Origin of the sequence: Streptomyces sp. NPDC050439 (genome assembly GCF_040655335.1) — a bacterium.
Classification (GTDB): Bacteria; Actinomycetota; Actinomycetes; order Streptomycetales; family Streptomycetaceae; genus Streptomyces.
In genome coordinates this window covers 953824-961297 of the sequence record NZ_JBFAJT010000003.1, presented here as the reverse complement: position 1 = coordinate 961297, position 7474 = coordinate 953824, and the positions used below count along the sequence as shown (strand labels likewise).

The 7474-nt window shown below is 72.0% G+C and carries 6 protein-coding genes, 1 tRNA gene and 1 pseudogene; 4 read left to right on the top strand and 4 right to left on the bottom strand.

All coding sequences use genetic code 11. The features are described 5' to 3' along the window. Positions 1-97 precede the first annotated feature (97 nt). Positions 98-997, bottom strand: a complete 900-nt coding sequence (locus AB0I66_RS17350; protein WP_363208658.1) for a helix-turn-helix transcriptional regulator — start codon at positions 995-997, stop codon at positions 98-100. Positions 998-1214: 217 nt separating this feature from the next. Between AB0I66_RS17350 and AB0I66_RS17345 the strand changes: the two are divergent. From AB0I66_RS17345 to AB0I66_RS17335, 3 genes and pseudogenes are all read left to right on the top strand, one after another. Further along, positions 1215-2569 (top strand): annotated as a pseudogene (locus AB0I66_RS17345) (MFS transporter). An 86-nt stretch (positions 2570-2655) separates the two neighbouring features. Next, positions 2656-2847, top strand: a complete 192-nt coding sequence (locus AB0I66_RS17340; RefSeq protein ID WP_363208657.1) for a hypothetical protein — start codon at positions 2656-2658, stop codon at positions 2845-2847. Positions 2848-2850: 3 nt separating this feature from the next. Next, entirely contained in the window at positions 2851-3084 is a 234-nt protein-coding gene (locus AB0I66_RS17335) for a hypothetical protein (protein WP_006137425.1), read from the top strand. Here the strand turns inward: AB0I66_RS17335 and AB0I66_RS17330 are convergent. Beyond that, positions 3053-4309, bottom strand: a complete 1257-nt coding sequence (locus AB0I66_RS17330) for a glycosyltransferase 87 family protein (protein WP_363208656.1) — start codon at positions 4307-4309, stop codon at positions 3053-3055. The genes AB0I66_RS17335 and AB0I66_RS17330 overlap by 32 nt on opposite strands. Before the next feature lie 111 nt (positions 4310-4420). Between AB0I66_RS17330 and AB0I66_RS17325 the strand changes: the two genes are divergently transcribed. Next, positions 4421-4493, top strand: a tRNA-Ala gene (locus AB0I66_RS17325). Between the two features lie 72 nt (positions 4494-4565). Here AB0I66_RS17325 and AB0I66_RS17320 read toward each other — a convergent pair. Then, entirely contained in the window at positions 4566-6161 is a 1596-nt protein-coding gene (locus AB0I66_RS17320; protein ID WP_363208655.1) for an NADH-ubiquinone oxidoreductase-F iron-sulfur binding region domain-containing protein, read from the bottom strand. Then, positions 6158-7414 (bottom strand): cytochrome b/b6 domain-containing protein, encoded by a 1257-nt coding sequence (locus AB0I66_RS17315; RefSeq protein ID WP_363208654.1) that lies wholly within the window; start codon positions 7412-7414, stop codon positions 6158-6160. The genes AB0I66_RS17320 and AB0I66_RS17315 overlap by 4 nt, the downstream gene beginning before the upstream one ends. Positions 7415-7474: the final 60 nt, after the last annotated feature.

Here is a 7474-nt window from a genome sequence, read left to right as displayed (position 1 = left end):
GCCCCCAGACGCGGGCAACGATCAACCCCACAACGGGCAACGATCACCACACACTCACCAAAGCTGCTGATCAGCGGTACTCAAGAACACCCCACAATCAGGATCCCGTCCTCATCAGAGGGCGGGATTCTTCCGTTTCTGGAGGCCTGAGCTCGCGCAGCTCGGCCGCCCGTCGGCGGCTCTCCTCGTCGTCCGGGGTGTACGCGACGATCCGGCACTCCGGCATGCCGTTGATGGACAGCGAGACCGACGTCATCCGCAGCTCTCCGACCGCCTCGTGCCGGAACGTCTTCACCCGGGGTCCCGGCGGCGCCACGTCACCCCGCTCCCACAGCTCGGCGAAGTGCGCGCTCGCGGCGGACAGCCGGCCTATGAAGTCCTCCCAGGCGGGCTCGCCCACATGCCGTCCGTACGAACTGCGCAGCGTCGCCACCATCACCGGCAGTTCCTCGTCGCGGAAGACCAGCGGGCAGACGGGATCGGGCGCGATGAACAGTGTCCACAGCACGTTCGGTGCGCCGATGGACGCCAGTTGCGGGACGAAGAAGAGATCGCGGTAGGCGGGGTTGGTGGCGAGGATGTCGTACCGCGCGTTGTAGACCACCGCCGGGTGGGGGTCGAGCGCGTCGATGATGCCCTGGATCTCCGGGCCGACGGCCGCGGGGGACGTGGTCCTGCGGACCGGCTCGTACGGAACCTCCGCCAGGTGGTACAGGTGCTCGCGCTCCGCCCTGTCGAGGCGCAGCGTGCGCGCCACGGCGTCCAGGACCTGCGCCGACGCGTTGATGGGGCGGCCCTGCTCCAGCCACGTGTACCAGGTGACGCCGACTCCGGAGAGCTGGGCGACCTCCTCGCGGCGCAGCCCCGGCGTACGGCGGCGCAGGCCCGGCGGCATGCCCACGTCGGCCGGTGTCACCCTGGCCCTGCGGCCGCGCAGGAAGGCGGCGAGCTCCGGCCTGCGTCGCTGAGTCGTCCCCATCGTCGTCACATCCCCCATGGTCGGTCCTCGCCCCGGGCCTTGCCAGGTGCTGCCAGTACCAGCATCAGCGGGCTCTCGTTACCCGTACCAACTCGCCGCCATGCTCGGTGCCATGACCACCACATCCCCGCCCACCGCGGCGGATCCCGTCGGTTCGAGCCCCACATCCAGTAAAGCCCCCGGCAATGACAATCGCCCCGGGCGGCTGCTCGCCGTCGTCATCGCCGCGCAGTTCATGGCGCTGCTCGACGTCTTCATCGTCAATGTCGCCGCGCCCACCATCCGCACCGAACTGGGCGCGTCGGGCGCGGGCCTGCAGATGGTGGTCGCCGGCTACACCATCACGTACGCCGTGCTCCTGATCACGGGTGCGCGGCTCGGTGACCGCCTCGGACACCGGCGCGTCTATCTCATCGGCCTCGCGGTCTTCACCGTCGCCTCGCTCGCCTGCGGACTCAGCCGTGGGACGGGCGAGTTGATCGCCTTCCGGCTGTTGCAGGGTGCGGGTTCGGCGCTGCTCATCCCGCAGGTGCTCAGCCTGATCCAGCGCAACTTCACCGGGGAGGCGCGGACGAAGGCGCTCGGCGCGTACGCGGCCACGCTCGCCGTCGGGGCCGCCGCGGGGCAGGTGCTCGGCGGAGTCCTGGTCAGCGCCGACCTGTTCGGCACGGGATGGCGGCCGGTGTTTCTGGTGAACGTGCCGGTGGGTGTGATCCTGCTGATCATGGCGGGGCGCGTGCTGCCGCGTGACGCCGCCCCGGGACCGGGGGAAGGCCGGCGGGCGCGTGGGCTCGATCTGCCGGGGCTCGTGCTGCTCGGCGCCGCCGTGTCGCTGCTCACCGTGCCGCTGGTGCTCGGCCAGCAGGAGGGCTGGCCGCTGTGGTCCTGGCTCTCGCTGGGGTCCGCGCTGCCGCTCTTCGCCCTCTTCTGCGCGTACGAGTCCCGGCTGGCCCGTGGCGGCGGCGCCCCGCTGATCTCGCCCCGGGTCCTGCGCATCCCCGGCGTGGGCCTCGCCGTCTTCCGGATCGCCGCGGTGATGGGGGTCAACGCGGGCTTCCTGTTCGTGCTGACGCTGCACATCCAGGGCGGCCTCGGCTACAGCGCGTTGCGCGCCGGTCTGACGTTCGCGCCGACCGCGGTGGTCTTCGGCGCGGTCGGCCTGACGTGGCGCCGCTGGCCCGCGGTCTCCAACGGGCACTGATCCCCGCCGGGTTCGCGCTCACCGCGCTCGCGTCGGCCGCCGTGGGACTGCTGCTCCGGGACGGCGGGGAGGGCGGACCGTGGCTGTATGTGGCCTTCGTGGCCATCGGTGCGGGTCTCTCCCTGGGGTTCAGCCCGACACTGACCCGGGCGCTCTCCACGGTGCGGCCCGAGGACGCCGCGGACGCCAGCGGTCTTCTGTCGACGGTCGCTCAGCTCGGCCAGTTGATCGGCGTCGCGTGTTTTGGCGCACTTTTCCTCAACCGGCTTGAGTCACAAGGGTCTCCGGGGGCGTATTCATCCGCGGACGCCCTCCTGGTGTGCACATACGCCCTGGCCGGGGCGGCCGCACTGGGCGCCGTGTCCGGACTGGTACGAGTGCGTCGCTGACCGGGTCGCTCAGGCCGTGGCAGAATCGGACAGCCGGAAGGGGACCGCACCAGACCACCGACTGTGACCCGACGGGAGGGAGAGCGATGCCTGCGAGCATCCTCGACGGGGCCGACGGCCCCGTCGCAGTGGCCGCGCCACGACGCGCTGCCTCTCCCTTCGCGGCGACCCCTCTCCTCACCTGTCCGTCCTGCGGTTCGTCCCATGTCGCCCAAGTTCTCGGCGACAACGGCGGTGTCTCGTACGTGTGCACGGCCTGCGGCCGCAGCTGGAGCTGATTGATGGGTGCACACAGGCGGAAGTGCGACTGGTGCGGCAGTGGCACGCCGATCGTCCGCGACATGGAACCGGTCAACCAGGACTACCAGTACTGGTGCGAGGAGTGCGCGCGGGCGCTGATCATAAAGGGCGACCCCATCGAGACGTACCGCGAACTCGAAGGGGAGCCGATCTATGGCCGGCTGCTCGACGAACACTGCACGCTCAAGCGCTTCTACTCCTTCGCCACGGCTTGACCTCGCCTGATCTCGGGCAGGCCCGACGTCCGGCTCCCTGCAGCAGGAACGCGAAAGCGGTCCCTACGTAGAGGGCCGACAGCGTCATCTCGCCATAATTCTGGTCGAGTTCGAGCCGCCCCACGCCGTGCGGGACCCACCACAGGGCGTACGAACAGAAGACGAGGACCATCGCGCCGGTGCCCGCCCACCGGGCCCGGCCTCCCCGGCGCACCGCCTCCGTCCACACGAGCAGCGCCATCGGCACGCACCACACCCAGTGGTGCGACCACGACACCGGGCTCACCAGGAGCGCCGTCGCCGCGCAGCTCACCGCCGCTCGGGCGTGCTCGCCGCGGAGCGCCGCGCGCACGGCGACCGTAAGACCGAGCGCGGCGGCCGCCGCCGCGGCCCCGATCCACCAGATGCCGGGCTCCTGGGTGTGCAGGAGCCGGGCGAGCACCCCGCGCAGAGACTGGTTCGCGGTGTCCTCGGGGAGCCCGACCCGGCCCGCCTCGAAGACCATCCGGGTCCAGAAACGGCGTGAGTCGTACGGCAGGAGGGCGGCCGCGAGCAGCGTCGCGCCGACGAAGGAGACGGCCGCCACGCACGCGTGCCGTACGGGTACGCGCCACTGCCCGCGCCGCGCGGCCTCCGCGGCGCCGGTCAGCAGCAGGAACACCGCGAAGAGCGCGGGCGTGAGCTTGATCGCGGCCGCGATGCCGATGCCCAGGCCCGCCCAGCGGTGACCGGGCCGGCGGGAGAGATCCCACAGGACCAGGACGGCGAGCAGCAGATTGATCTGGCCGTACCGCAGGGTCGTCCACACCGGCTCGGCCCAGACCGCGAGCGCGGCCACCCACAGGGCGCTCTCCACGCGCGCGTGCCCGGTGTCCGTGGCGGGCTCGACGAGACGCAGGGCGAGGTGGGCGAAGGCCACCAGGAGGAGCAGGTTCCCCAGTGTCGCCAGCGTGCGCATGTCCGCCGTGTCCAGGAGCGTCAGCGGCGTGAACAGCAGGGCGGCGAACGGCGGGTAGGTGGTGGGCAGATGGGCCTCGGTGGTCCGCAGCGCGTAGAGATCGCCGCCCGCGCGCACGGTCTCGCCCTCGGCCCGGTAGACCATCAGGTCGATCATCGAGACGTCCGCGGCGCGCTGCGCGAGCCAGAAAGCCGTGAAGGAGAGCAGGCAGGCCCCGGCGGCGAGGGGCACGCGGCGGCGGGCGCCGGCAAGCGCGATCACGGTCACGAAGGCAGACAGTACCGCCCGTATCCGTACAGACCGGAAACGATTTGGTGGAGCACGGGGAGGACCGTGTAATGTTTACGAAGTCGCCGGGGAAACCGGGCGGACAAGCAAGGGGCTATAGCTCAGTTGGTAGAGCGCCTGCATGGCATGCAGGAGGTCAGGAGTTCAATTCTCCTTAGCTCCACAGCAGATGAGAGCGGGCCACCCGGATCGGGTGGCCCGCTTTCGTGTGTCTGACCAGGGATCTACGGGCGGGTCACTGCCGTCCGCTGCCGAGCGCCCGGCGGCCACGGCCGCGGCCCGGCGGCAGGGCGAGCGGCAGCGCCGTGCGCGGCGAGGGCCTGGACGGGTCCTCCTCGATGCGCAGCGCGAGCGCCGGGCAACGGCGTACGGCACGCTCGGCGCGTGCTTCGGAGTAGCGCGGTACGGCCGCTTCCGCCACACCGGGGAAGCCGTCGGGGCCCAGCTGGATCAGCTCGGGGACGATGTCCGCGCACAGCCCGTGGCCCTGGCACAGCGTCCAGTCGACGGCGAGCCTGCGGCCGCTGGGGGCCTCGGCCTGCGACACCTCCTCCTGGAGCGGCAGAACGCCTTCCACGGGACGGCCGCAGCCACCGCCGAGGACGTGCGCGGCGAGGTCGTCCGTGAACGCGGAGATCGTGGACTCGATGAACGCCGCCGTCCCGTCCGGGTGCTTGCAGGCACCGCGCCGCTTCACGGCCCGTGTCACCTCGCGCAGCGCCTCCAAGGCCGTGGGACCGCCGCCGTCCAGGACGTCCGCGAGGCCGCGGGCCGCCGCGGGAAGGCCCAGATAGCAGGGGCCGCACTGTCCCGCGCTCTCCGAGGCCAGCCAGTTCGCCACGTGCAGCGCCTCCCCGAGCGGGCAGGTGCCCGCGCCGATCGGCAGGATCGCGCCCGCGCCGAGCGCACCTCCGCAGGCCTCCAGGGAGGCGCGTGAGACGACCGCGTCATGAGCGGTGACCGCGTCGAGCCACTTGCCGTGATAGCCGCCCGTCAGGACGCCCTGGGGGAGCGGCGGGGCACCGGCCAGCTGCAGGACGTACCGCAGCGGCACTCCGGTGGGGACCTCGACCACCATGGGCCTCGCGACGGCTCCGGAGACGGTGAGCAGCACCGTGCCGGGCTCGTCCCGCAGGCCGGTGCGGCAGTAGCGGTCGGGGCCGATCCGGGCGGCGACCGCGAGCTGGGCGAAGGTCTCCGCGTTGGACAGGAGCGTGGGCGCGCCGCCCACCCCGGAGTCGGAGGTGCGCACCTTGCGCCCCGGCGGCATGGGCGGGCCGCCGTCCGCCGAACGCACAAGGGCCGACGATTCGCCGGTCACCATGCGCACCGGATTGCGCTGCACGCGCGCGCGGATGCTCGATCCGCGCCGGTTGGTCAGGCCGCGCTCGGCGAGCGCCGCCAGCATCGAGGACTCGGTGGAGTCCCGCGTGACGCCCACGACGAGCGTGCGGGCGCCCAGCGCCTCGGCGGCGAGGAGGGCGCCGTCGAGGATGAGGTGCGGGGCCCGGTTGATCAGGACGGTGTCCTTGCGGCAGGCCGGCTCGTCCTCACTGCCGTTGATGACGACCACGGGGCGCACCCCGCGACGTATCGCCGCGTCGGCGACCGAGCGCAGCTTCTTGGCGAAGGGGAAGCCCGCGCCGCCCCTGCCGCGCAGCGAGATGGCCTCGGAGAGGGAGGCGAGGGACTCGCCCGCCATGGGTTCGAGCGGGCCGTGCACCTTCAGGTGCATCGCCAGATCGAGGCGCTCGACCAGGTCGAAGCCCGAGGTCAGGAGCGGAAGCCCGACGACGCGGACTTCGGGGACGTCGGGCAGCGACGCGTTCACTTGGGGCCTCCGGTGGCGGCGTTCCAGGGCTCGCCCGAACTCGGCGCCTGGAAGGTCTGGGGCAGCGGTTCAGTGGCGGGACCGTTGTCGTACGGGGGTTGGTACGGGGCTTGATAGGGGGCTTCGTACGGAGGGTCGGTGGCCGCGCCGTATGACGGGTCGTACGCCGTGTCGTGGGAGCGGTAGCCGGGGTCCTCCGAGCCGTACGCCGTGGAGTGGGTGTCGTACGCGTATGTCGTGTCGTCGTACGGGATGTGAGGGGCCTCGGCCGGGGGTGGCGGGGACGGGGACGGCCAGCGGGGTGGCGGCTCGATGTGCGGCAGCACCTCCGTGACCTCCGTGGGCTGGTTGGTGGAGGCGAGGACACGGTAGGCCGCCGCGATGCCGACCACCGGGGTGGTGTCGGGACCGGGTTCGGGGGCACGGCCGGGAGCGGCGGCCGTGCCGGGGAGCGGGGACTCGGCGGTGTCCCGGCGGGCGGCGTCTCTGCCGCCCGCCCTGCCCTCCGGTTCGAGGACGGCCAGGATGCGGGCGGCCACCTTCCGCTTGATCGGGAGCGGGGACGCGCGCAACGCGACCGCGCCCGCGACGGCGACCAGGCAGAGGCTGTAGAGGACGGTCACCCATGGGGCGGGGGCGCGTCCCGCGTACAGGCCGTGGACCAGCGCCGAACACCAGGCCGGGTAGGCGAGCATGTGCAGCGCGCGCCAGCGCGACGCGACCTGGGCCGGTGAGGCGAAGGCGCTGCGCAGGGCCCCGGTGACGCCGGTGACCACCATCAGGAGCCCGGCGAGCGAGCCGAGGCCGATGAGCCCGTCGCTGCCGGAGAAGCCCATCCCGAAGGGGATGAGGGCGCCGACCGGGGACACGTGGTCGAGCGCGAGCTTGACGGTGACGTGGAGCAGGAGGAAACCGATGGAGGCGACCGCGGTGGCCCGGTGCACGGCCTGGGCGAGCAGTCGCTGACGGGAGTGCAGGAAGAGCCGGTCGGTGGCGACCAGGCCCCAGACGACGGCGGCGGTCAGGGAGACCAGGGACAGGACGCCGGTGGTGAAGTCGAGAGCGGCGCGGAAGGCGTCGCTCCCGATGATCACGAGCAGGGGTATGAGAAACAGCGCGGCGGTCATCAGGACTCCGCGCGTGGTTCTGCTCGGTTCGGGGAAGGCTGCGAACGAACGGCTCTTGCGGGCGGTGCGGTTGGACCGGTTGGAGCGGTTGGAGCGGCTCTTGCGAGGAGGATTCAGAGGGTTCATGGGGGCGACTCCGAAATGGCTCGATCGCCGCATGCTAAGTGTCCTCATACCGGCGAGTAC